The 20,960-nt window shown below is 52.8% G+C and carries 13 protein-coding genes and 6 pseudogenes; 8 read left to right on the plus strand and 11 right to left on the minus strand.

The genetic code is table 11. The features are described 5' to 3' along the window. Positions 1 to 17 precede the first annotated feature (17 nt). From JQR86_RS19515 to JQR86_RS19550, 8 genes and pseudogenes are all read right to left on the minus strand, one after another. A pseudogene (locus JQR86_RS19515) lies at positions 18 to 1,313 on the minus strand (MCP four helix bundle domain-containing protein); the annotation flags it as partial. A gap of 92 nt (positions 1,314 to 1,405) precedes the next feature. Next, positions 1,406 to 2,194 (minus strand): methyl-accepting chemotaxis protein, encoded by a 789-nt coding sequence (locus JQR86_RS19520; RefSeq protein ID WP_434141125.1) that lies wholly within the window; start codon positions 2,192 to 2,194, stop codon positions 1,406 to 1,408. A gap of 138 nt (positions 2,195 to 2,332) precedes the next feature. Next, positions 2,333 to 3,832 (minus strand): annotated as a pseudogene (locus JQR86_RS19525) (MCP four helix bundle domain-containing protein); the annotation flags it as partial. Between the two features lie 14 nt (positions 3,833 to 3,846). Further along, entirely contained in the window at positions 3,847 to 6,027 is a 2,181-nt protein-coding gene (locus tag JQR86_RS19530; protein ID WP_434155209.1) for a chemotaxis protein CheA, read from the minus strand. Positions 6,028 to 6,036: 9 nt separating this feature from the next. Continuing rightward, a complete protein-coding gene (locus JQR86_RS19535; RefSeq protein ID WP_019366687.1) occupies positions 6,037 to 6,354 on the minus strand; it encodes an STAS domain-containing protein in 318 nt (105 codons plus the stop codon). 21 nt (positions 6,355 to 6,375) lie between these two features. Beyond that, the gene (locus JQR86_RS19540; protein ID WP_019366686.1) at positions 6,376 to 6,750 is read right to left on the minus strand and encodes a response regulator; all 375 of its coding nucleotides are present in this window, start codon (positions 6,748 to 6,750) and stop codon (positions 6,376 to 6,378) included. Between the two features lie 24 nt (positions 6,751 to 6,774). Continuing rightward, positions 6,775 to 7,992: a methyl-accepting chemotaxis protein gene (locus JQR86_RS19545; protein WP_434155211.1), complete on the minus strand. Its 1,218-nt coding sequence runs from the start codon at positions 7,990 to 7,992 to the stop codon at positions 6,775 to 6,777. Positions 7,993 to 8,165: 173 nt separating this feature from the next. Continuing rightward, positions 8,166 to 8,567 carry a low affinity iron permease family protein gene (locus tag JQR86_RS19550; RefSeq protein ID WP_434155212.1) on the minus strand — a complete coding sequence of 134 codons (402 nt, stop codon included), beginning with the start codon at positions 8,565 to 8,567 and terminating at the stop codon, positions 8,166 to 8,168. A 166-nt stretch (positions 8,568 to 8,733) separates the two neighbouring features. On the opposite strand from JQR86_RS19550, the gene JQR86_RS19555 reads away from it, so the two are divergent. The 3 genes from JQR86_RS19555 to JQR86_RS19565 all read left to right on the plus strand — a co-directional run bounded on the left by JQR86_RS19555 (position 8,734) and on the right by JQR86_RS19565 (position 10,282). Beyond that, positions 8,734 to 9,255, plus strand: a complete 522-nt coding sequence (locus tag JQR86_RS19555; RefSeq protein ID WP_434136469.1) for a hypothetical protein — start codon at positions 8,734 to 8,736, stop codon at positions 9,253 to 9,255. 9 nt (positions 9,256 to 9,264) lie between these two features. Next, positions 9,265 to 9,711, plus strand: a complete 447-nt coding sequence (locus JQR86_RS19560; RefSeq protein WP_010798860.1) for a DUF421 domain-containing protein — start codon at positions 9,265 to 9,267, stop codon at positions 9,709 to 9,711. A gap of 139 nt (positions 9,712 to 9,850) precedes the next feature. After that, a complete protein-coding gene (locus JQR86_RS19565) occupies positions 9,851 to 10,282 on the plus strand; it encodes a DUF3597 domain-containing protein (RefSeq protein WP_010798861.1) in 432 nt (143 codons plus the stop codon). 138 nt (positions 10,283 to 10,420) lie between these two features. On the opposite strand, the pseudogene JQR86_RS19570 reads toward JQR86_RS19565, so the two are convergent. Beyond that, positions 10,421 to 10,609: pseudogene (locus JQR86_RS19570) on the minus strand (zinc ribbon domain-containing protein); the annotation flags it as partial. A 15-nt stretch (positions 10,610 to 10,624) separates the two neighbouring features. Here JQR86_RS19570 and tnpA point away from each other — a divergent pair. After that, positions 10,625 to 11,072 (plus strand): annotated as a pseudogene (tnpA, locus tag JQR86_RS19575) (IS200/IS605 family transposase); the annotation flags it as partial. Positions 11,073 to 11,425: 353 nt separating this feature from the next. Then, positions 11,426 to 13,105, plus strand: a complete 1,680-nt coding sequence (locus JQR86_RS19580; RefSeq protein WP_434155214.1) for a diguanylate cyclase — start codon at positions 11,426 to 11,428, stop codon at positions 13,103 to 13,105. Between the two features lie 320 nt (positions 13,106 to 13,425). Here the strand turns inward: JQR86_RS19580 and JQR86_RS19585 are convergent, their stop codons facing one another. Continuing rightward, positions 13,426 to 14,940: a sensor domain-containing diguanylate cyclase gene (locus JQR86_RS19585; protein WP_404628309.1), complete on the minus strand. Its 1,515-nt coding sequence runs from the start codon at positions 14,938 to 14,940 to the stop codon at positions 13,426 to 13,428. A 219-nt stretch (positions 14,941 to 15,159) separates the two neighbouring features. Between JQR86_RS19585 and JQR86_RS19590 the strand changes: the two are divergent. Next, positions 15,160 to 15,255 (plus strand): annotated as a pseudogene (locus JQR86_RS19590) (MHYT domain-containing protein); the annotation flags it as partial. Positions 15,256 to 15,309: 54 nt separating this feature from the next. Then, positions 15,310 to 16,011 carry an MHYT domain-containing protein gene (locus JQR86_RS19595; protein WP_434155460.1) on the plus strand — a complete coding sequence of 234 codons (702 nt, stop codon included), beginning with the start codon at positions 15,310 to 15,312 and terminating at the stop codon, positions 16,009 to 16,011. 205 nt (positions 16,012 to 16,216) lie between these two features. Here JQR86_RS19595 and JQR86_RS19600 read toward each other — a convergent pair. Continuing rightward, positions 16,217 to 17,569: pseudogene (locus tag JQR86_RS19600) on the minus strand (glycoside hydrolase family 5 protein); the annotation flags it as partial. Positions 17,570 to 18,092: 523 nt separating this feature from the next. On the opposite strand from JQR86_RS19600, the gene JQR86_RS19605 reads away from it, so the two are divergent. Next, on the plus strand, positions 18,093 to 20,021 hold the full coding sequence (locus JQR86_RS19605; protein ID WP_434155216.1) for a putative bifunctional diguanylate cyclase/phosphodiesterase: 1,929 nt from the start codon (positions 18,093 to 18,095) through the stop codon (positions 20,019 to 20,021). Positions 20,022 to 20,960 lie beyond the last annotated feature (939 nt).

Genomic DNA, 20,960 nt, shown 5'->3' on the forward strand with positions numbered 1-20,960 from the left:
GACAGCTTGCTGACGGTGCTGTTGACCGATTGCTTGAGTTCCAAGAGCTGACCTTGGTAATCGCCTTGAATCGTACGGCCTAGGTCGCCGTTTGACAGCGCTCCCATAACGTCCATGGCTTCGCTTAGTGGTGCAACGATGGCGTCCAATGTGCCATTGACGCCTTCGATGATCCGGCGGAAGTCACCCTGGTGCTGGGAAGCGTCGGCTCGCTCATCGAGCTGACCGGCTATTGCCGCCTGACTGAGTTGCTGGGTATCGGTAATCAGTGCCTTGATGTTGGCACGTACCTGCTCGATGTTATCGTTAATGAATGCTTTCTTGCCCGGCAGGCGGGCCAGAGGCGCGTCCAGGTTGCCTTCACCAAAGCCTTTTACGCAGGCCATTGCACTACGCTGGTCATCGATATGGCCCTTGACCATATCGTTTACGCCTTGCGCCATTGTGCGGTAGCTACCCTCGAAGCGATCAGCCGGAATGAAGGTATCGGTCTCGCCCTTGTCGTGCTCAGTGGACATGCGATTCATTTCATTGAGCAGGCCGCGTAAGGTTTCCACCATACGGCTCATGGCTGCCATGAGGCTGGTAGAGTCGCCTTTCTTTAGCGCAATCTCGCTAGGCAGGTCACCGGCCGCAACACGATTGGCCATGGCTGCAACGTCGGCGGGTTCGCCACCCAACTGCCGAAGCAGGCTGCGGGTAATGACAAAGCCGATCAGGCCTACGGCTACCAATGTAGCCAGCGCAATCATGATAGAGATAAGCGTGGCAGTTCCTTTCAGGCTTACTGCGGTCGCGGCGCCTTCTTTACCGAGTTGCTCATTGAATCTGACGTGAGCATCAAGGGCCTGGCTAACTTTTTCAATGACTTGAAGATTTTCCAAGAGCGTTGATTTAGCTTCCTCAGTACGGTTTTCCCGTGACAAGGGCAGCACCTTGTTTTCTAGTTCTCTCAGTCCTTTTAACGCTTCACGATCGCTAGCCAGCAACTGACGGTCCTGATCGTTTGACAGTAAGGTTTCATAGTGCTTGAAGCCCCGGTCAATATCTGCGCGAATAGACGCCAGTGTCTCATCGACTTGCGCCATTTGAGCCGCGTCAGTGCTTAAGATGTGCACGTAAAAATTCTTGATGGAGCTATCAACGCTTTGGCTAATCTCATTGATCGCCAATAGGCTAGGCACTGTATTGTCATTGCCATAGTTAGCCGCCTGGAATACGCGGCCGATCTGGTACTGACCTGTCCCTGCCAATAGCACAATGCCAAACAGGGCTGAGAACACCAGAAGAAGCATTTTCCTTGAAACAGTCATGATCAGCCTCACAGGTAAGCCTCTGGCCAACCTGGGTTAGATATCTAGATAGAAGGGACGCCTGCGGAAGATGCAGGCGCCCTGTATGATCATCAGCCCTGGAAGCGGATGAAGCCTTCCGGTAACGCTCCAGATGCCGTTGCAGCATGCGGATGAGCCTGAGCTTTAGTACGTACCTGCTCCGTGAGTGGACGAGTATGGTCCAACGCACGTTGAAGGTCTGCCGTAGCCGTGTGGCCATTGCTGCTGAAAAAGCTCATCAGACGCTGCAACTGCTCAGCCTGACTGCTCATTTCTTCGGCCGTTGCCGCCAATTCTTCAGAGGCTGAAGCATTTTGTTGCGTAATTTGGCTCAACTGGCCCATGGCTGCATTGATCTGGCTGACACCTGAACTCTGTTCCTCTGATGCGGCCGCAATCTCTTGAACCAGATCGGAGGTCTTGCCAATGGACGGCACAATTTCGTCAAGCAACGTACCGGCACGTTCGGCAAGGTCTACGCTGCCCTTGGCCACGTTGCCGATTTCCTGAGCTGCAATCTGACTACGCTCGGCCAGCTTGCGCACCTCAGCAGCGACTACCGCAAAGCCCTTGCCATGCTCACCGGCACGTGCCGCTTCGATCGCCGCGTTCAAGGCCAACAGGTTGGTCTGATAGGCGATGTCGTCCACGATGCCAATCTTGTCGGCAATAGTCTTCATGGCTGCGACCGTGTCCTTCACGGCCTTGCCACCTTCGGATGCTTCCTGGGCAGCCTTACTGGCCATACTGTCAGTGACCTTGGCGTTCTCGGTATTCTGGCCGATAGAAGCGGACATCTGCTCCATGGACGCGCTGGTTTCCTCAACCGATGCCGCTTGCTCTGTGGAGGCCTGGCTCATGCACTGGGCAGTTGCTGAAATCTCCTCTGACGCACTAGCCAGTGCATCGGCCGAATCGCGAACGTCCGTGATAATCTGGTTCAGCTTGCCAACGGTGCTGTTAATGGATTGCTTGAGTTCCAAGAGCTGACCCTGGTAATTACCTTGTACCGTGCGGCTGAGGTCACCCTGGGCAAGGCCGGCCATAACGCTCATGGCCTCATTAACGGGGCTGACAATCGCATCGAGCGTCCCGTTGATGCCTTCGACGATACGGCGGAAATCACCCTTATGCTGACCAGCATCGGCGCGGGTCGCCAACTGGCCTGCCATGGCTGCACTGCTGAGCGCGCTGGCATCATCTACCAGCCGCTGGATATTGGCCCGTACCTGCTCGATATTGTCGTTGATTATTGCCTTTTTGCCTGGGAAGCGCTCCAGCGGTGCAGAAAGATCACCTTCGCCAAAAGCCTGTACACAAGCCATGGCCTTGCGTTGCACCTCAAGGTGGCCATCAACCATGGTGTTGATGCCTTCCGCCAGCGCCTGATAGGAGCCGCTAAAACGGGCTGCTTCGATGAAGACGTCGATGTCACCTTTGTCATGAGCACGGGACATGCGCTGCATTTCATTGACCAGCTGCATGATGTTTGCACGTACCTGCTCGATGTTATCGTTGATCACCGCCTTCTTGCCGGGGAAGCGCTCAAGAGAGGCGTCCAGATTGCCCTCGCCAAAGGCTTTTACGCATGCCATGGCTTTCTGCTGGACTTCGAGATGGCTGGACACCATGGTGTTTACGCCTTGCGCCATGGTGCGGTAGCTGCCCTCGAAGCGGTCAGCGGGAATGAAAACATCTATATCCCCTTTGTCGTGCTCCTTGGACATGTGATTCATCTCGTTGAGCAGATTGCGCAACGTACCTACCATGCGACTCATGGCTGCCATGAGGCTAGTTGTATCGCTTGCCTTGACTACAATGTCATCCGGCAGATCGCCCTTAGCCACGCGATTGGCTACGGCTACGACTTTTTGCAGGCTGCGGATGATGACGAAACCAATAAAGCCGATAGCAAGCAGAGTCACCAGGGCGATAACAATGGATGTAATTGTTGCATTGGTCTTGATGCTGGCTGCCAGCTGAGCACTTTGTTCACCCAGGCGCTGATTGAACTCACGATGAGCACCCAAGGCTTCGGCCAGCTTGGTGAAAACCGGACGGTTAGCCATCAGTACTTCCCTGGCTTGATCCAGTTGTCCCTGCTGGGAGAGCAGAAGCAATTTATCCTGAAGGGTGAACAGGGCACCGATGGTTTCACGGTCCTGCTCCAGCAGACGACGATCCTCATCGTTGGCTAGGAAATTTTCATAGTCTTTCAGAGCGTTTTGGACCTTGTTCTGCAGGTCATGGACTTCTTGAGCCAGCTGCCCTTTCTCAAGGGCATCGTTGCTCTGTAAGTGAAGGAACATAGCTCTTACAGACTTATTGGTAGGATCATTGACCGCTGCGATAGCCAATAAGCTCGGCACTGCGTTCTCGTTGCCGAAGTTTGCTGCCTCGAATACCCGGCTGATCTGGTACTGCGCAGCGCCGGCCAGGACCAGGATGCCTAGTAATGCAGAGACTACCAGCAGCACCATTTTTTTCGTTTCGTTCATGATAGCTGTCTCAATCAGGAATTGATGGTCATGGCGGCGCTGGAAGCGGCCTGCCTTTGTGTAATTGTGCCGATCATTCCCGGCACACTGAGGATCAACGCCACGGCACCACTACCCAATATGGTGAAGCCGCCCAAGGCGCGGTTGTTATCGAAAATCTTGCCGAGTGGCTTGATAACGGTCTGAAACTCACCCATGAGCTGGTCTACAACCAAGCCGGCACGATTACCTGCGTAGTTCACGACAACCACGTTTTCACGGCGTGGTGGTTCATCTTCAACGGCAAACAATTCACGTAGTCGGATGAAGGGCAGGGCATCGCCCCGTAAATCGATGTAATCGCTCGTACTTTGTCTGGCCGCAGAGGACTGGTCGCTGGTCAGCTCAATGCATTCCTCAACCATGTCCAGTGGAACCACATAGGTGGCTTTGCCAACGCCAATCAGGAAGCCATCAATAATGGCCAGTGTCAGGGGCAGGCGGATACTAATCGTAGTGCCTATGCCTTCAACGCTGTCCAGATCCACTGTGCCACGTAGAGCCGTGATATTTTTCTTTACCACGTCCATCCCAACGCCACGACCGGACAGGTTGCTGACTTGCTCGGCGGTAGAAAAGCCAGGCTCGAAAATCAGGTTGAAGATTTCCTTGTCGGTCAGGCTCTGGTTGTCGCTGACGAGTCCGCGCTCTATGGCTTTGCGTAGGATGCGATCTTTATTGAGACCACCACCGTCGTCCGATACCTCGATGACAATGCTGCTGGACTCGTGATACGCATTCAGGCGCACCGTACCCTGGGCAGGCTTGCCACGCTCGAGGCGAACAGGGGCCGGCTCAATACCATGATCCATGGAGTTGCGAATAAGGTGGGTCAGCGGATCGCCGATCTTCTCGACTACGGTCTTGTCCAGTTCGGTTTCACCACCGCTGATTTCCAGAACGATGTCCTTACCCAGCTCTTTGGACACATCACGCACGACGCGCTGGAAGCGGTTAAATGTCGTGCCGATTTGTACCATTCGCAGGGTCAAGGCTGAATCACGTACCTCTTCCACCAAGCGCGACAGTACGCCAGTAGACTCTACCAGTTGGGCAACGCCACTCTGCTGAGCGGCTAGTTGGGTACCGGCCCCTGCAATAATCAGCTCACCGATCAGGTTAATAAGCTGATCAAGCTTGTTGGCATCCACTCGAATCAGGTTACCTTCAGCTGTCCGGTTGTCCTTAACCTGCTTTTGCTTCTGCAGCGCAGCGGTCACGACTTGTGGTTGGACATTCTTCTCATTGATCAGTACCTGACCAATAGGCGCTGCTTCTGCTTCTGGCTCTGACTGTTTTTGAAGTGCTTTTTCCAGCTCCGATTGTGTCAGCGCACCGCAACGTACCAGCATTTCACCCAGGCGCAGATCTTCTTCCGGTAGCTCGTTGATCAACTGGATATAATCGGCCGTCTTGCTGTTCGGCGGAAAGATACGAATTTGACTGTCTTCACGGACAAATTCGAAGGCACCTTCAATCGTTTCCTTATCGGCATCCGTTGCAAAAGCCACTTCAAAACCCAGATAGCTGGTTTCCGGGTCCATTTCGTCAGCCGTAGGAACATGTTCAGTTAGCGTGACGATATGAGTGATCCGCCCGAAGGTATTGAGGTACCGTAAAAACGCTAAGGGATCCATGCCATTGCGTAACACATCGGGACCAAAGCGCAGTGACAAATGCCAATGCTCGCCAGGCTTGTCACTGATCTCACGGGCCACGGGCGCAGCGGCTTCCACAATCGAGGTCGGTACGGCATTGCCAGACAGATACTGGCTCAAGGTCTCGACCAGGGCTGTACCTTGCTTGTGCAGTGCCGGCTCCAATTCATCCAGCGAGCCGCCAGCTTCTACATGCGTAATAAGGGCGTTGAGCTGATCGCATACCTGCAGGAATAGGGCGGCCAACGCATCGTTGAAGGCAAGCTCGCCACTGCGAATGCGATCCAGAACGCTTTCTGCCACATGGGTAAAACTGACGATACCGTCCAGCCCGAACAGGCCTGCTGAACCCTTGATTGTATGGGCAGCACGGAAAATCGCATTGATCAGGTCTGGATCATGCGGGTTCTGCTCGATCTGCAACAGAGCATCTTCCATCTGCTGGAGAAGCTCTTGGCTTTCGGCAATAAAAATCTTTAACACGTCATCGATATTCACGGCGTGGCCTCAAGCGAGATGCGGCTGAATAAGAAGAGGGTCGCCAAAAAAGCTGACTAGCCCGCTTAGCTCAAGCAACTCCACAACCGCAGGGCTGTGATTGCACAGGCTAAGCGAGCAGCCACGCCTGGCTGCTTCCTGTTTTGCAAGGATGAGCAGCTGCAGGCCAGCCGAATCGAATTCATCTACTCCTGCCAGATCAAATTCGACAAGTGCGCTGGCCTTGAGCGGATCGAGCACCTTGGCCTTGCTCTCAGCTGCTGTATAAATAGTCAACGGGCCATCCAGGGCCACACGGTGATGCAGTTCAATAGCGGCTTCGGTCATGGTGACGATCTCGTAGCAGGGTTACGGCAGAATCAGTTTGGAGACAGCCGCCAGCATCTGAGCGGGCTGGAAGGGCTTGACCATCCAGGCTTTGGCGCCTGCGGCCTGACCGGCTGATTTCTTGTCGGCACCCGACTCGGTGGTCAGCATGATGACCGGCGTGAACTTGTAGGCTGGCAGCTTCTTGGCTGCTGTAACAAACGCAATGCCGTCCATGTTGGGCATGTTCACGTCGCTGATGATCAGGTGGATCTTGCGGCCGTCTAGCTTGCCCAATGCGTCCTTGCCATCACAGCCCTCGATCACGTCGTAGCCGGCGCCCTTGAGTGTCATGCCGACCACTTGGCGGATCGAAATGGAGTCATCAACGATAAGAACGGTTTTTTTCGTGCTCATAATGGTCTCGAACAGAAGTGTGGCTTAGAAGAAGGTGATATCGGACGAAGCGGCTGAGGCCGGCGTTTTGCCGTGATGGACAGCCAGCTGCTCCGCTGTGGTATAGGTCTTGGCCAGCTCATCAAGCCAGGCTTTAGTGTCGATCGGCTTCAACGCCTCGCCCTGCGCGGCCTGAGTACGCCGGTCAAGCAGGCGCTGTTCCAGCTTGTTCAAATCATTGCGGATATGGCTCAGCATCTGGCTGACGCGATCCTGGAATTGCAGGGCTACCAAGACGTCCGAGATTTCAGCGCCCACGGCTTCACTTTGCTCGCGCAAGGTGTTGCTCTGCTGCACTAGATGACTGGCGTTGGCATTGAACTGGGTGATGACGTTTTCGATGACGTTTCCTGAGTTCGCCAGGGTTTCAGCATCCTGACGGGCGTATTGCTCGGACGCCTCCAGGGTGCGGCGAATGGCGGCATTAACGGTCTCCACCGTTTCGCTGATCTTTTGTCCGGTGTTGCCTGACAGAGTCGACAAGCTGCGAACTTCATCGGCGACTACTGCAAATCCACGGCCTGCCTCGCCTGCACGTGCAGCTTCGATAGCCGCGTTCAAGGCCAACAGGTTCGTCTGCTTGGCAACATCGGCAACATCCTTGGCCATGGCCTGAAGCTGGCCGGTAAATTCATGCAGTTGCGTGATTTCACGCTGGAGCACTGCCTTGCTTGACAAGGCTTCACGCAGGCCGGTAATGATGCCGTTGAGTTCGTTCTGGCTGGAGGACAGGAGCGCAACAAGCGCCTGAGCACTGCCATCATGGGACCCTTCGACTGACATTTGAATACGGCCTGCCAGCTCAGCAAAGCGATGGGTCAGTTGGGTAACGGCTTCTTCCGTGTGACTACGCGCTGTTTCGATCTGCTGTGCCCACACCGGGAGCACTTCAATACAGATCCCGTCCACAGCACCTTCCTGGGCCTTTTTGCCGGTCATGCCGCGTGACTCGCTTTGCGAGGCAGAAAGTGCTTTCAGCACCTGCTGCTGGCGCGCCTGGCCCCATATACCTAAAAGCCCGGCTGCAATCAGTAGCGCAGCTGCCAGCACCCAGCTCAACGAGGAAGCGTTTCCTGACCAGACAATTCCGGCTCCGCCAGCTACGCCACACAGCGCAAGCGGAATCCAGACAGTACCTGTCGTTGAGGCGTGGTTGGAAGCTCCAGAAATGGAATGATCGAGAGAAACATCAGAGGAAGGCATCAAGCACCACCATTAAGTCGATTGCGCAGAGAACCGCATTGGAGGGGTTATCGTTTTCTATGCTTGAAACTTAATGGCGGTTATAGGATTTATTTACATGTCAATGATCAGATGATGCTTTAGTGCCATTACTGAGGTTGGATTTTTATAAATGTGATTGGTGTCACGTTGTTTTAGGCCTGCTCAGTCTTTTCTTCGGCCTCCGGGTCCCGACGCTTGAGCGCACTGGCCTCTTTTCCTATTTCCTCATACTTCTTGCGCAGCGCTTTAAGTTCACTGGCGTCGAGATTTTCCAGGTAGAGCAGGCGATCCTGAGCGCCTTGGGTAACGCGCAAGAGTTCGTCGAGCTTGATGTGCAGGGCAACGTTGTCACGGTTCTGTGTGTTCTGGATCAGAAACACCATGAGCAACGTAATGATGGTCATGGAGGTGTTGATGATCAGCTGCCACGTAGCGTTGTAATGAAAGATCGGGCCTGTAATAGCCCAGAGAATGATACCTGCGACAGCCAGCTGAAACGTGCGGGCTTGGCCTGCCCAATTTGAGAATTTTGCCGAGAGTTCATTGAATGTCATGGTGCACCCTCAAGGTATTACCTGCAGACGTAATGCTTAAGAGTTTGGTTTCTGGCCGCTGTATGCGGTGTGCTGCGATAGGGGGGTGAGGCGAGGCACGGCGTGTGCGCGCAGAACTAATGAGTGTCCCGGCTTTCAACCGTAACAACAGGCCAGGGACGTAAATATGTCAACGCTAGACGATAAGAACGAGTTTTCCAGCCGCCAGTATCCGATCCAAGAAGACCTTTGCGTACAGAAACGGATCTGGATGATCGAGCGTATAGGCTGGTACATGCTGTGCGCCATTGTCATCCTGACGTTGCTTGGTCTGTTTTCCAAGGGTCCACTAAGTCATACCGAAATCCAGAGTCCTGATGGCGAACTGATCATTGTCTACGAGCGCTTTGCACGTAATGGTGCATCCATGCCGGTCACCATCAAGGCCAAGGCTGGAGCAGATGGAAAAGCGACCATCCTGCTCGACGGCAGTTTGTTGGACTCATTCAGTGTCGACAGCCTGCAACCTGAGCCAGTCGAATCCCGCAGCTACGGTTCAGGGATGCGCCTTACCTACCTGGCTGATGATCGAGGCTGGGTCCAGACGCACCTGAGTCTTCGGGCACAGGGGGTTGGTCTGTCTCGCAGTGTCGTTTCAACGCTGACTTCAGGGCCCGCCCTGCAACTGACGCAATTCATTTATCCGTAAGGAGCAATCATGGACGCGGTATTACGCGCTGCGGCGGTTTATCTGGTGGTCTTTGTTATCTTCAAGATTGCCGGGCGGCGTACCCTGGCTGAAATCACAACGTTTGATTTTGTGCTACTTCTGATTATTGGCGAGGCGACCCAACAGGCGTTGCTGGGCGATGATTTTTCCGTAACCAACGCAGCGCTCATCATCGTGACCTTGGTAGTCATCGATATCGGGTTATCGCTGGTCAAGGAGCGGTCCCCCAAGCTTGCGCGGTTCATAGACGGGATGCCCATGATCATTGTGGAGAATGGACAGGTGCTCAAGGCGAGACTGAACAAGGTACGTCTGGCCGAGGAGGACCTTCTGGAGGCGGCCCGTACCACGCATGGGCTTGAGCGAATGGATCAGATCAAATATGCGATTCTGGAGAAAAATGGTGCCATCTCCATTATTCCGAAGGAGAAGTAACACAACAGGAATGAAGATGTTGGGTCTGGTCTCAAACTAATGGCATTTATTTCAAACTAATTCCTCGACACAGCGGTCGGAAGATAGGCAAGCCCTGCACAAGCAGGTCACCGTCTCGATTGATAGATGAGGAGTTTATATGAGCCTATTTGGCAATATCCTGTCCAAGCTTGGTATTGGTAAAGAAGCACACGCTGCCGAACCTACCGCGCAGCAGCCGGGCAGCACTGATGCAGCGGCAGGTACGCCCGCTGGCACGTCATCCTCGTCCACGGATACAGCTACCGGAGCCGCACCACAGGCTATCAGTCAGGTGGATGTGGCTGCCAAGCTCGACGGGCTGGCAGCCAACCATGCCGAAAAGCTCAACTGGAAAACGTCCATCGTCGATCTGCTCAAGCTGCTTGACCTGGACAGCAGCCTGTCTGCTCGTCAGGAGCTCGCCAAAGAACTGAACTGCCCAGCAGACAAACTGCAGGACTCCGCGCAGATGAACATGTGGCTGCACAAAGCTGTACTGCAAAAGCTGGCTGAGAACGGCGGCAACGTACCCGCAGATCTACTGGACTAAGCATCACTAGCGAAGCCTTACTGATGAGCGCAGGCAGGTAATGCTGTGATGCTGGGAGTAACCGAACCCAGAAGTATCTAGCCTGCGCTCACTACAGGTACGTAATTGCTCATGCCTGCCATTTACATCCTCCCCGGCCTAAAGGACGGGGATTCCCACAGATGGACGCTCATGCCCGAGCGCAAGAATGTTTCTAGCCGCGTTAATATCGCGATCGTGAGCGACACCGCACTCACAGCAGGTCCATTCTTTTATACGCAACCCATTGACGCCCTGCGGTCCTACTAAGGAGCCGCAAGCTGAACAGACGCGGGTGGTGTACGCTTCTCGCCAGAAGGAATTTTCCGTAGTGTCAGCGCGGACTTTGAATCTGAACTCATTGAGCTCAATGGCGGGCCTGACCATGTGCATTTGCTATGCACTATCCGTCGAAGGTAGCGCTCTCGCGACTCGTGAATAGCCTCAAGGGCGTCTCCAGCAGGCGACTGCGGCTGATGTACCCGGAACTCGTGGTGGCTGCGTATTTAAATAACGCCCTATGGAGCCCAAGCTATTTCGCGGGCAACGTGGGCGCGGCGTCGATATCGAACATACGCCAGTACATCGAGCAGCAGCACAGGTCGCATTAGGGCCGCTTCGCGTCCCGCGCTATGCTTCCCACACTAAAAGTACGGAGCATGTTGCGCTTTTTGGTCATTGTTTCACCATCGTTAGGCCAGTGTTCATGCAGGACGATGGTCATATCACGCAGTACTTGCCCATTACTTATCAAAGCCAGCGAGAGGTCTAGGGCGTCACCTAAAGCCAGAGCCAGATACTCTGCTGCTTGTCTGTATAAGGTAACGACCCACCTTATTATTGACCTTCAAGAATCTGTATGACCGTCTGTCTGCCACTAGGCTTAAAGGCTGCCGCCAAGCTCAGGTTTTTGAAGGGTTGGTCGATGCTTATGACAATGAACAGACCTGTGATTATGGAGCGAGCTATTTTTATTTCCCTTAGGCCTGCTCTCATAGTTTCTTGGTGAGCGCCTACTCACAAGCTGGCGCTTACCAGAGCAGTACGTTTCTATGGCCCTCTCGTTCCTTTAGGTACGGCTGACTTTGGCTCCGCTCAACCGGATTTGGTAGCAAGGTTAATGTAATGGCGTTCAGAAAGGCTCGGCTCAAGCTTGCTGCCGGCAGCGCTTCAATCATTATGATCCTAACCGCAGCAGTTGCCCCCCTTAGCCTGTTTTGGGTCAACGACACGCGCCAAGAGCGTAATGTTGTCCAGAAGCAAATAGAAAGTCTCCGTATTGTGCAGGAACTGGTGGTCGATGCAGAGACTGGCCAGCGTGGTTATGTCATTACCGGTAATGAGGTATTTTTACGGCCCTACTATGTTTCGCTATCCTCCCTGCCTAACGAACTCAAGAGGCTCAAGAGTGTTTACGCTGGCGACGTTCTGGATCAGACAGAAAAAGTAGATGTGCTTATTAAGCATGCTCAGCTGAAGCTCGAAGATCTGGCCAGAACCATCACCCTCAGGCATGAGCAGGGGTACGCTGCAGTAGAGGCCATTATTCGCACCGGTCACGGCAAGGATTTGATGGAAAACGTTCGTAACGTGGTAGGCGAACTCATATTTGGAGAGCAGCAGGAACTGGCAGCGCTTGATAATAAGCTTGGAGAGAAAAGTATAGCGGCAGTAGGCTTTTCTCTAGTCAGTACACTCCTGACCATGCTGCTTCTATCCTTTATGTTCAGGTCAATGCGTAACGCTATCCTTGCTCAAGAAAACTCAGCCAATGATTCTCAACTCATCAGCCGAAAGCTTGAGGAGAGCGTCAGAGAACTTAGCCAGCGTAACCTTGAAGTATCTCTCTTGGGAGAGATGTCTCGTACGCTTCAGACTGAGATGACGTTGCAAGAGGGACTGGCAATCAGCTCGCTGTATTGCTCAAAACTGCTGCCAGATACAGTAGGTGCGATCTTTCTCTACCGTAATTCAGCAGACATGTTGGAGCGAGGCGCCACATGGGGCAGCGAGGAGGTCGAGCCACGTATGATGGCTCCCCATGATTGCTGGGCTTTGCGCCGGGGACAAGTGCATTACTGCGAGGAAAATCATTCTGCATTGCACTGTAATCACTATATGGCAGAAGACCCGCGTAATCATTACTGCCTACCCTTAACCGCTTACGGTGAAGTGCTGGGCCTTTTGTATATCAGCAAGCCCATTAAGGACGGCGCCCTGGTTGATCAAGCGATGAATCTGGCTGAAGCCATCAGTGAGCAGACCGCGCTGGCACTGACCAATGCGAAGCTGAGACAAGTAATGCGTGACCAGTCCGTCAAGGATGCTCTGACCGGCCTCTACAACCGTCGCTTCATGGAGGAAAGTCTGGCTCGTGAACTGGCCCGTTCACAACGTAATGGATCACCTGTTAGCGTAATCATGCTTGATATCGACCATTTCAAGCAGGTAAACGATCTCCATGGGCATGCCGGAGGGGATGCAGCCCTGCGCATGACAGCCCAATTATTGAAAAAGTCCTTGCGTGCCTCTGATCTAGCCTGCCGGTATGGCGGTGAAGAACTGGTCATGATTTTGCCGGATTGTACAAAGGAAAATGCCGTGGCTCGCGCTCAGCAGGTATGTGAGGCGCTGCGCCAGCTCAATACTCTAGAAGGTGGCCACTCCATTTCCGTTACAGCCTCCTTTGGTGTAGCCACTGCGCCAGAAAACAGCACAGAGCCGGTAGAGCTAATCGGTATGGCTGATAGTGCGATGTATATGGCTAAAAGGGCTGGACGTGACCGTGTAATAGCAGCTCAGTAGGATTCTCGCCCTGCTCGCAATCCAGGCCTGTGCTGACTTATTCAAAGACCAATTATGTTTTTGAAACAAAGTACTCCTGGTCAATATTCGATATCAGCCATTCTTCTATATCTTGCATGCCTCTGGCTTCACGAAAGAGACTATCCATAAGGCCTGCGGCTGCACTACTTCCTGCGTCTAATGCCGCAAAACTCTAACCACTGATTAACAGGCGATAAAAGTAAATTCATATCGGCTTCAGTAGGCTCGCAGATTTTCAGCCGTATCGAATCGAGGGGGAGGAAAACGAGAAATTGCTCTAACGGCTGGGCAAGAGGGTGTTAGATAATATTGGGAATAGGATGGACTCTGTTTCGTCCCAGCTCCTTTGCTGTATACAGATTCATGTCAGCAAAGCCCAGCTCATAGGCTGGATTGTATTCAGAACTGTCTGGAATCACTACATGGTATCCGATACTGGCTGTGACGCGACCCAGGGGAGAGTCCATGTGCTCAATGTTTGCCGCCCTGATACCTTCCATGATGGCCGTCGCAATGCCATAAGTACCCGCTTCATCGGTATTAGGCAGCAGGATGACAAGCTCTTCACCACCATAGCGTGCGGCTAAGTCACCTGCGCGGCGAACATTCTGTTTGATGACCTGCGCTACAGCTTGAAGGCACAGATCTCCCATCTGATGGCCATAGCGGTCATTAAATCGTTTGAAATAATCTACGTCGAGCATGATAAGCCCGATCGGGTGAGCCTGACGGCGTCCTCGGTTCAGCTCAACCGGCAGCATGACATCGAAATGGCGTCGGTTGGCTAAACCGGTCAGGCCATCTTCCATTGCCAGCCTTTCAACAGCGTCATAGGCGGCTTTAAGTTCGAGTTGATTTTCCCGGTCCAGTCGCATGTAGCGCAGCACGACCATCGCCAGGGCAAATAAAACAGCGAGCATGACCATTAGCCCGCCGGTGTAAATCACCACCTCGGTCAGCCAGGGACCTAACACATCCTTTAAGGAAAATCCGACCTGAACCACCAGCGGATAACGCTCAAGCGCCTGATATCCCTGGATACGCTCTACGCCGTCTACAACCGACTTAATCCGGGCAACGCCAAAGCGACCCTGATGCAGGTACTTGCTGTAGACCTCTCCTTTGGAGAGATTAAGCCGTATGTTATTTTCTGAGTCGGGCAACCGTGAGATTACTTCACCGCTACGTAAGGCCTGGACAATGATATCCCCGGCGCCCAGCCGGAAGTCAGCATAGTAGGCGTTGAAATACTCGATATTGACGGTAATCAGCACAACGCCGGCAAAACTTTTGTCCGGGTTGTTGATTCGTCGCGAAACAGGGACTACAAGGTCGCCTGTCGATCGGCTACGCAGGGGCTTACCAATGTAGACCCCTCGATCCATGAAGGTCTTATGGTAGATGAAATATTCGCGGTCACTGTTATTGATGTTGGCGGGATAGTCATCCTTATCTGTCACGATCCATTTGCCATCCTTGTCATAAACGAAAATGCCGTGCACCTGGTTCATCTGAGCCACCTGGCGTTTGAAAAAGTGCTTTAAGCGCGCCACATTTTCATCCGATAGCCCTGCGCCAAAGTTATCCCACTCCAGCCTCTCGACTATGCCATAGCTGGTCAGATCCAGTTCCTCGTAAGTGTCCTGAGCGTGCTGCGCAATTGATTTCACCAGATTAGCCGCATTCACCTCAGCAGCATCTAAAGTAGCCTCATAGCTTCTAAAAAGCTGAAGTGACACAACGCTGGTAAGCCCCAGGGTAAAGCACAGGGCAAACACGATGAAGACGCGCCGAAGACGATTGGCCTGGTTCATGGAGATCATTTGTTGTGGGTACCAGTTACGCTTTTCCCTGCGGCGCAGCTTAAGGGGTGGTTCTTGTGTATCGACTACATGGGATATTCATTGACGGCTGTATTTGGCGCATGTGTTGCAGCACATGAGCGTACCGGGATATGGACCTCGGACTGCGAGCGTAATTTCAGAAACGACGCAGTCGGCCGTTAAGCTTAGGATCTGAAACCGGGTAACCCTATGCTTACTGGTAGTTATGACCCACTCCTAGTCTTAATCTCCATCCTTGTGGCAGTTCTGACCTCCTACACTGCGCTCCAGCTGGCCTCTGCTGTGTTTAATACATCCGGCACTGCTGCGCGGAAATGGCTTGGTTGTGGCTCAGTAGCCATGGGGGTTGGAATCTGGGCAATGCATTTCATTGGCATGCTGGCTTTCAGCCTGCCTATCGAGCTTAGCTACCAAGCCTCGGCCACTGTGCTTTCGTTAGGGCTGGCTATTTTGGCAGCGGCTGTAGCGCTGGGAATCGTCTGCCGTCCAGCACTGGCGACTCGGCATTTTTTCTGGGGTGGTCTGGTCATGGGCGCCGGGATTGCAGCGATGCATTACACCGGCATGGCTGCAATCAATATGCATCCAGCCATCAGCTACGACCCCATATGGCTAGGCGCCTCCCTGGTCATCGCAGTACTTGCCTCAATCTCGGCACTGTATGTAGCTTTTCATCTAAAGCGGCCTTTGGCGCATGTCTGGATGCTGCGTTCCGCCGCATCCATTTTTCTCGGCTTTGGCATAGCGGCAATGCATTACACCGGAATGGCAAGCGCACGTTTCCACATGGGAAGCTCTAGCGGGAATATAGATGGCAGTATCGATACCTACTGGCTAGGCGCACTCGTAACGCTGGCCAGCGTCTCGCTACTGGCTATGGCATTAGCTGCCGTAGTGCTCGAGCGGCATACGCGGCGCCAGAAGCTTGCAGACAGGCGGGCCGATATCAAACACTACCTTGCCACCCGGCAGGTTGCACAAGACCCCCTAGAAAGACTACCGCGTTGTCCTGAACCAAAAGAGTTACAGCCCCGGGATTGATCACGCTCATGACTGTCGTTTGATTGTTACCCTAAGCATCAGGGGTATCCTAATGGCTCGTGAAGACAGGATTGGATAGGGTCGTACTTGATGTAATGGAGCGGTAGTAGTATTGCTATCAGCCATAGGGTAACGCCAAAAAAAGCCGCCCCTACGGACGGCTTTTTGATTTATAGAGGCTGAAGTCGTTTATTTAGTTAGGCACGACTACCAGTGTTTTAGGATACCCAACCACCGCGCCGTTAACCGCCGCGCCCTCAAGATACACCGCCATCTTTGCACCGACCTGTGCGGAGCTGATCTTTCTGACCTGGCCATCAGCCAAGCGTACCGACGCCCCTACTTTAAAGGCCGCCTTGTTAGCATCATTGGCCGGAATCGAAAAACCAGGCTTCTTGCGATACACGCCGTTTAGCCAGTCCACGTTAGTGATGTTATTAATCTCACTCACCGTGCCTGCTGAGGCCGGTGTAGAGGCCACAGGAGTAGTCGATGCTGCAGGTGTTGTAGCAACAGCTTTCTTCGGACCAATCTCGGTGCAGCTGCTGCTGTCCATGTACTTCTTAAGGGTCGGCCACTGCGGACGCTCTACACCATTGATAGGCTCAACCGACATGAAATAATTGCCCCAACCCGGACCTGCCGCCCAGTAGGATGCCGGTACGCAATTCTCTTTCAGGTAGGCCAGCATATTGTCCATCAGGATGTTCCAGCGCGGGTTGTTATCCGGTACGCCGAACTCACCAATGTAGCCACGCTTACCATTTTTCTTCAGCCACTCTACGAACGGCTTGACCCGATTCACGCCATACATCACGTCCAGCTTGTTGACGTCTACGTCACCATAGCTGCCACCGGCGTTCTCATCGAAATACGAGTGCGCCGAGAAAATGATGTTGTTGGACGGATCCTTCAGGTTCAGCAAGGGATCATTCCACTCCGCCCAGCGCGTAGCGCTCGACCAGCCGTTACCTTCCACAATGATCGGGCGGGTCTTGTCTACGGCGCGCACACCGTTGATACCGTATTGTGCGGCGGTCGCCCAGTAGGCCAGGGCCCCGTTGGGCTCATTCATGATGTCGTAGGCGTACAGGGCGGGTTGATTACTCCACTGCTGGGCAATCTTGGTCATGATCTCCTGGTAGCGCGCATACGGAACGCCACTGGTACCAATCACCTGGCCGCGATAGCGTGCATAGTTATGCAGGTCCAGAATAATCTTGATGTTGTGCTTTTGCGCATAACCAAAGGTGCGGTCTATCAGGGCTACATAGGTAGGATCTAGAGGACCGCCCAGCTTGGGTTGCAGGCGCTCCCAGATAATGGGGAAGCGGAAGGTCTTGATACCCCTGGCGCTCCACTGCTGGAAGTAGGATTCCACCGGGAAGATGTAGTTGGTGCCGTTGATACCTGGCAGCACCTGAGGCGCGAATCCTGCACCGGACAGGTTCAGACTGACCAGATCGACCGGTTCGGCTTGGGCCGCTGCACTGCCAAAAGCCAGGGCAGCGATGAAGGGAAGACTTTTTAAAAGACGCTTGGAGAAACGAACGGACATACTGATATTCACCATACTGCAAGTAGTCAGGTAAAGGCGTCTTCTATCCGTATCCGTGAGGCCAGAACTTGAAAAATAAGTGTTTCAGTCGTGTGGGTTACGACTGAAGCGCTTCCGGGCATGCAGTACCTAATACAACTAGTGTGCCAAGACATGCTCAAGTGAGGCGTCGCAAACTCATTATTTTTTGGGTTCGCTAAGTATTTGCCTGCTAAAGAGTTTTCAATATCTATCGGCTAGCTATTCTTTGTGGCAGCGTGGCGCACCAAAGAAAAAGAGCTGGCTGGCTGGTCAGTCAAATAATTGAGGCCATATATTTGACATTTTCCTCGCCGGCCTATACCTGACGCCTGAAAACCGTCTTATGAATTGATCAGTAACTCCTGCCGGTTAGCAGTGGTCCAACCTGCAGACAAGAGGTTTTTTGCTCCCTTAGAGATCTGCTCATGGCAGATCCGCTTACGCCAGATATTGGTGTTGAATAGATCATCTTGATGTCACTGTCGCGTCAGAGAACCATGTGATGAATAAATCCTTAATGGGTTATCTGGTTAAGCTCCTGTCTGTTCCAGAGCACCACCCAGGGTTACTAAAGGCCCAATACGTTGCGTTAGCCCGGCAGTTACCACTCATGTATTTCGTACTGTTGGTCAACTCTTGGGTCTTGGCTATCACTCACGTTGCGGCTGCGCCCTACTGGCTGACTCTTCTTGTGCCGACACTTCTGACAGTTATATGTGGAATACGGGCCATAAACTGGTGGCGCGTCAAAGCCATCCCCCCAACTGAAGCTATCGTAGCGACGCTCAGGCGAACGAACCGGCTAGCACCTTTGATCGCTGGAGGGTTCACGCTCTGGTCGTTGGCTTTGTATCCCTATGGTGATGCCTACAGCCAGGCACATGTTGCCTTCTTCATGGGTATTACCGTAATTGTCTGTATCTTTTGTCTGATGCATCTGCGCTCCTCAGCGCTCATCGTGACGGCAGTGGTGGATCTTGCTTTCATCATTTTTTTTGCAGCGACCGGTAATCCTACCTTTATTGCCACCTCCATAAACATTCTGCTCGTATCTATAGCCATGTTGGTGGTGCTGCAAAACCATTACCGGGATTTCACCAACCTGATTGATGTTCAGGAAAAGACTGAAGAGCTAAGTAATGAAAATCTGCGCTTGGCCAATAAGGATAGTCTGACCGGACTACCCAATCGCCGTCAGTTTTTCAACACGCTTGAGAGTGCGTTAGCCGAGGCAACCCGTAAGCGGAGATTCCTTGCAGTAGGCATTATCGATCTTGATGGGTTTAAGCCGGTTAATGATCTGTATGGCCACAGTATAGGCGACAGGCTTCTGGCGATGGTTGCACAACGGCTTCAAGGCTTAGCCAGCGAGACGGTACATATTGCGCGTTTGGGAGGGGATGAGTTTGCGGCAGTGATTAATGATCCGCTAAGCGATGAGGAGTTAAACACGTTTGGTCAGAGGGTCTGTCAGGCATTACGCGCCGAGTTCATGCTGGCCGATGTGTCTATCCAGATAGGGGCAACGGTTGGTATCGCCACCTTTCCACGAATGGCTGGTAGCGCAATTCAGTTATACGAGTTTGCAGACTATGCGCTGTATCAAGGCAAGCGCCATAGCCCTGGCACGGTATGCCTCTTTTCAGAGAGCCACTATGAAGAGCTGCACTCTGCAGTTGAGGTGGAGCAGGCGTTACGGAGAGCTAATTTCGACCTTGAAATATACGTGCTGTTTCAGCCGATTATCGACTGGTCCACTCGCACGACCGTAGCCTTTGAAGCATTGGCCAGATGGCAAAGTCCAGAACTCGGTTTTGTGCCGCCCAACCGGTTCATTCCAGTTGCTGAGCGCACTGGCTTGATCAACCGTTTGACCCTGGCGCTGTTAAACCAGGCATTGCATAAGGCATGTTCATGGCCTGGTGAGATACGCTTGTCATTCAACCTATCAGCCCATGACTGTGGAACCTGTGAGAGTGTCCAACGCATCATAGATGTAATTAGGGGAAGCGGTTTTAATCCATCCAGACTTGATCTGGAAATTACTGAAACGGCAATCGTGCAGGATGTCGTTCAAATGAAGCAGGCCATTGAGCAGTTTCGCAGATTGGGTTGCGGGATCTCTATGGATGACTTCGGTACAGGCTATTCGAGCCTGAGCCAGCTTCATGCGCTTCCATTTACGAAGCTGAAGATTGATCGTAGCTTTGTGACCAATATCCAGGACAATCCTGCGGGTTACAAAATAGTGAAATCTCTGATTGGCCTAAGCCAGGATATGCAGCTGGATTGCATTATCGAAGGTGTCGAGACACAAGAGGAGATGGCGGTGCTTGCCGATCTAGGAGGAACCCTGGTGCAGGGCTATCTATTCAGCCGCCCAATTTCTTTTGAAGACTCATTAGAGTGGTTGAAAAAAGAGAAAGCCTAAAAGCAGACTCAGCCGTAAGGGATGATCCTTTGAGGTTAGGGCAAGGCGCGACAATTTCATTAAATACAAACCCACCCAAGGCAGCGCTGGCTAATACGGGCTACTGAGATAAATAAAGGAATCTGAGTTTTGTCAGCAGTACATTGGTTTGTCTGACTACAGTCAACTAACTGCACCAGGACAAGCCCCGGCTCCAGTTAGTGAGGTAATCGAGAGTAGTTTTGCCGCGACTTAACAACCTCATCTCCAAGCGGGCTGCTTACCTTGCAGATAATCGCTTCATGCGCAGCAGCATGAGCATAGATGCAGGCTAGGCTGCGAGCAGAGCTCCTTGGTGCTGAAGCAGCGTAAGCAGGTTTGAGGTGACCGAGTTGGTGACAAGTGTTGGTCAGCACAAACACATCTACGAAGTTCTTGACCTCGCACGTTGCAGCGGGGTTATCTGGAAGATACGGCTGAATGGTTTACCTGGCTTCGCCAGGAGATTTAACTTCTCGGTGCATACACTTCAGCTCCAGCTCTTTTCCCGGTCTGGGCCTTTTGGCTCGCGCCGCTCAGCGCAGGTTGTACTATTTTGGTTTCAGCACCTCTTTCCCTTCGAAGCAGCCACTGACAGTTATGATGGTGTCAGTAAGTAAAAGAGTCCCTACTACTTTGTTCGTGATCAATCTATTAACAGCCCTTTAATAGGGTGATTCTATGTCTGCAGAACAGTAAGCCTGAAGGAAATATAAAAACGAACCTGTGCCACATCCATGAAGGCTGGCTAATAAGTGGTGACATAAGAGCTCGTGCTTGCAGCTAAGGGCCAAGCCAAGAGAAATCCGTCCAGACGTGTCTGCATGGGTAGGGATGGTTTTTGCGGCTGCTAGTATTGTGGTGGCTGTGACCCAGGCTATGGACCTGCTAATAATAGCGGCACTGGTTGAAGCGTGCTTT

Source organism: Pseudomonas sp. JZ134 (assembly GCF_051027695.1).
Taxonomy (GTDB): Bacteria; Pseudomonadota; Gammaproteobacteria; order Pseudomonadales; family Pseudomonadaceae; genus Chryseomonas; species Chryseomonas luteola.

Excerpts from the sequence above, each read along its gene's own strand:
- JQR86_RS19520 (WP_434141125.1), bottom strand. The coding sequence starts at position 2,194 with ATGAGCCAGGCCTCCACAGAGCAAGCGGCATCGGTTGAGGAAACCAGC.
- JQR86_RS19535 (WP_019366687.1), bottom strand. The coding sequence starts at position 6,354 with ATGACCGAAGCCGCTATTGAACTGCATCACCGTGTGGCCCTGGATGGC.
- JQR86_RS19540 (WP_019366686.1), bottom strand. The coding sequence starts at position 6,750 with ATGAGCACGAAAAAAACCGTTCTTATCGTTGATGACTCCATTTCGATC.
- JQR86_RS19545 (WP_434155211.1), bottom strand. The coding sequence starts at position 7,992 with ATGCCTTCCTCTGATGTTTCTCTCGATCATTCCATTTCTGGAGCTTCC.
- JQR86_RS19550 (WP_434155212.1), bottom strand. The coding sequence starts at position 8,567 with ATGACATTCAATGAACTCTCGGCAAAATTCTCAAATTGGGCAGGCCAA.
- JQR86_RS19555 (WP_434136469.1), top strand. The coding sequence starts at position 8,734 with ATGTCAACGCTAGACGATAAGAACGAGTTTTCCAGCCGCCAGTATCCG.
- JQR86_RS19560 (WP_010798860.1), top strand. The coding sequence starts at position 9,265 with ATGGACGCGGTATTACGCGCTGCGGCGGTTTATCTGGTGGTCTTTGTT.
- JQR86_RS19565 (WP_010798861.1), top strand. The coding sequence starts at position 9,851 with ATGAGCCTATTTGGCAATATCCTGTCCAAGCTTGGTATTGGTAAAGAA.
- JQR86_RS19580 (WP_434155214.1), top strand. The coding sequence starts at position 11,426 with ATGGCGTTCAGAAAGGCTCGGCTCAAGCTTGCTGCCGGCAGCGCTTCA.
- JQR86_RS19585 (WP_404628309.1), bottom strand. The coding sequence starts at position 14,940 with ATGAACCAGGCCAATCGTCTTCGGCGCGTCTTCATCGTGTTTGCCCTG.
- JQR86_RS19595 (WP_434155460.1), top strand. The coding sequence starts at position 15,310 with ATGGGGGTTGGAATCTGGGCAATGCATTTCATTGGCATGCTGGCTTTC.
- JQR86_RS19605 (WP_434155216.1), top strand. The coding sequence starts at position 18,093 with ATGAATAAATCCTTAATGGGTTATCTGGTTAAGCTCCTGTCTGTTCCA.